The organism is Halomonas sp. 707D4, from assembly GCF_024158685.1.
GTDB lineage: Bacteria > Pseudomonadota > Gammaproteobacteria > Pseudomonadales > Halomonadaceae > Vreelandella.
On sequence record NZ_JAMZBD010000371.1, the window covers coordinates 1 to 3,094 of the forward strand.

At 67.3% G+C, this 3,094-nt stretch carries 4 protein-coding genes; 3 read left to right on the forward strand and 1 reads right to left on the reverse strand.

Annotated elements, in window-relative coordinates; genetic code table 11:
• Positions 1–926 (forward strand): tRNA epoxyqueuosine(34) reductase QueG (gene queG, locus BIS11_RS13780; RefSeq protein ID WP_253586308.1); only part of this gene is annotated, 926 nt, incomplete at its 5' end.
• Here the strand turns inward: queG and orn are convergent.
• The gene (gene orn, locus BIS11_RS13785) at positions 923–1,489 is read right to left on the reverse strand and encodes an oligoribonuclease (RefSeq protein ID WP_253422635.1); all 567 of its coding nucleotides are present in this window, start codon (positions 1,487–1,489) and stop codon (positions 923–925) included. The genes queG and orn overlap by 4 nt on opposite strands.
• A 98-nt stretch (positions 1,490–1,587) precedes the next feature.
• On the opposite strand from orn, the gene rsgA reads away from it, so the two are divergent.
• Positions 1,588–2,607: a small ribosomal subunit biogenesis GTPase RsgA gene (gene rsgA / locus BIS11_RS13790; protein WP_253422643.1), complete on the forward strand. Its 1,020-nt coding sequence runs from the start codon at positions 1,588–1,590 to the stop codon at positions 2,605–2,607.
• Between the two features lie 64 nt (positions 2,608–2,671).
• A partial coding sequence (locus BIS11_RS13795; RefSeq protein WP_253586310.1) for a sulfurtransferase occupies positions 2,672–3,094 on the forward strand: 423 nt, incomplete at its 3' end.

Here is a 3,094-nt window from a genome sequence, read left to right on the forward strand (position 1 = left end):
ACATGGCCAAGCACGGCACCAAGCGCACCCGCCCCGCCGAGCTCGAACCCGGCACCCGGCGGGTGATCAGCGCGCGCATGGATTACCTGCCGCCGGAAGTCGAGACCACCCAGGTGCTGGGTAAGCCCGGGCTCGCCTATGTCTCGCGCTACGCGCTGGGGCGCGACTACCACAAGCTGATCAGAAAGCGCCTGGCAACGCTTGCCAGGAAGATCGAACAGGAGGTCGGCGCGTTCGGCTACCGGGCCTTCGTCGACTCGGCGCCGGTGATGGAGCGGGCGCTGGCCCAGAAGGCCGGGCTTGGCTGGTTCGGCAAGAACGCCATGCTGCTGAACCCCAAGGCCGGGTCGCTGTTCTTTCTCGGCGAGCTCTACACCGACCTGCCGCTGCCGGTCGATGCCCCCTTCGAGACCGAGCACTGCGGGCGCTGCAGCGCCTGTCGCACCGCCTGCCCCACCGGCGCCATCGTCGATGACAAGGTGGTGGATTCACGCAAATGCATCTCGTATCTGACCATCGAGCTTCACGGCGCGATTCCCGTCGAGTATCGCCGGGCGATGGGCAACCGGGTCTACGGCTGCGACGATTGCCAGCTGGTCTGCCCGTTCACCCGTTTCACCCGGGCAAGCCAGGAGGAGGACTTCGCCCCGCGCCACGACCTGGATCGCGCCTCGCTTGTAGCACTCTTTGGCTGGAGCGAGGAGGAGTTTCTCGACAAGACCGCCGGCAGCGCCATTCGCCGCATCGGCTTCGAGCGCTGGCTGAGAAACCTCGCCGTGGGGCTCGGCAACGCCCCCTGGAGTCGCGAGGTGGAAGCCGCGCTCATGGCCCGGCGCGCCTACCCGAGCCCGCTCGTGCGCGAGCACGTCGCCTGGGCACTCGCCGAGCAGCGCGCCAAGCGCGGCGCGCGCATCGCCACCGGCTAGTCGTCGGCGAGCTTCAGGAACGTCTTGCGGTAGTGGGCGAGCTCGGCGATCGACTCCTTGATGTCGTCCATCGCCAGGTGGACGTTGCGTTTCTCGAAGCCTTCGAGCGCCGCCGGGTTCCAGCGCTTGGCCAACTCCTTGATCGAGGAGACATCGAGGTTGCGGTAGTGGAAGAACGCCCACAGCACCGGCATCTCGCGCTCGAGAAAGCGCCGGTCCTGGTGGATGCTGTTGCCGCACATCGGCGAGCTGCCCGGCTCGACGTACCGGCGCAAAAAATCCAGCGTCTCGCGCTCGGCGGCGGCGCTGTCCTTGTCACTCGCCTTGACCCTGGCCACGAGCCCGGATTCGCCGTGGGTCTTCTGGTTCCAGGCGTCCATGCCCGCCAAGAGGCTCTCGGGCTGGCGCACCGCGATCACCGGGCCTTCGGCGATCACGTTCAAGTCGGCGTCGGTGACCAGCGTCGCGACCTCGATGATGCGCTCCCTGTTCGGGTCGAGCCCGGTCATTTCCAGGTCGATCCAGACCAGCAGGTCGCGGCGGGGGGCGGTGGTATCAGGCATGGCGTTCTCCAAGGGGCCGGGCAAGGTGGCGACGGGCAGGATTACCCGGGCCACGTTAACAGGTACACTAGGCGCATTGTACCGATCATCGGGTGGTCATGAGCAAACGTAAATTGAGTCGCCAGCAGCGCTGGCGCGTCGAGAAGATCCAGGCCGAGCGCGCCAGCCGCGCGCAAAAGCGCGACGCCGACGACAGCCAGAAGCTCGCCGCCGGGGAGTACGGCGCCGAGCAGCCTGGCCGCGTCATGGCGCATTTCGGCCGCACCCTCGAGGTGCGTGACGAGGCCGGCACGCCGGTGCGCTGCCATCTGCGCGCCAATCTCGAGGGGCTGGTGACCGGCGACCGGGTGATCTGGCGCGCCGGTCAGGACGGTTCCGGCGTGGTGGTCGCCCGCAACGAGCGCGACAGCATTCTCAAGCGCCCCGACGCCCGGGGCCTCTTGAAGCCGGTGGCGGCCAACATCGACCAGATCCTGATCGTCTTCGCCGTCGAGCCCGCCCCCCACGCCAACCTGATCGACCGCTACCTGGTGGCCGCCGAGGCGACCGGCATCGCGCCGGTACTGGTGCTCAACAAGATCGACCTCCTGCCCGAGGATGGCGGCGAGCTCGGCGCGCTGTTGACGCGCTACGAGTCCCTCGGCTACCCGGTGGTGCGCACCACCACGGAAAACGAGGCGGGCCTGACCGCGCTTCGCGGGCAGCTCGAAGGGCGCACCTCGGTGTTCGTCGGCCAAAGCGGCGTGGGCAAGTCCTCCTTGATCGATCTATTGCTGCCGGACGAGAGCCTGCGCATCGGCGCGCTCTCGGAGGATTCGCGCAAGGGCACCCACACCACGACCACCGCCAGGCTCTACACCATGAACCGCGACGAGGTGGAGGATGGGGAACTGATCGACTCTCCGGGCATTCGCGAGTTCGGCCTGGTGCACCTGAGCGAGCAGGAAGTGACCGACGGTTTCATCGAATTCCACCCCTTTCTCGGCCGCTGCCGCTTTCGCGACTGCCGCCACCGCGCCGAGCCCGGCTGCGCTTTACTCGAGGCCGTCGAGGCAGGCAAGATCCATCCCGAACGCTTTGCCAGCTACCGGCGCATCCTCGACAGCCTGAGCGCCTGAAAAAAGCCTGAGTGCCTGACACAGCCCGAACAAGATACGTACGCCACATCGATAGGAGCGATTCATGAGTGCCGACCACCCCGCGAGCGAAGACCACCTGTTGCCCCTGATCGTCGAGCCGGGCGCGCTTGCCGCCTCGCTCGACCATCCGGACCTTTTGATCGTCGACGTGCCGGTCAACCCGGACAGTTACCGCCAGGGTCACGTGCCGGGCGCGGTGTATCTCGACTTCCGCTACCTGATGCGCGGCGAGGGCCCCGTGCCCAACGACGTGCCGGACGTGGCGTTTCTATCCCAGCTCTTCAGCGCACTGGGATTGACCCGCAACACCCACGTGGTGGCCTACGACGACGAGGGCGGCGGCTGGGCGGCGCGGCTTCTTTGGACCCTGGAGCTGATCGGCCATACCCGCTACTCCTATCTCAACGGCGGTATCCACGCCTGGCGCGACGAGGGGCTCGACGAGAGCACCGAACAGACCCTGCCG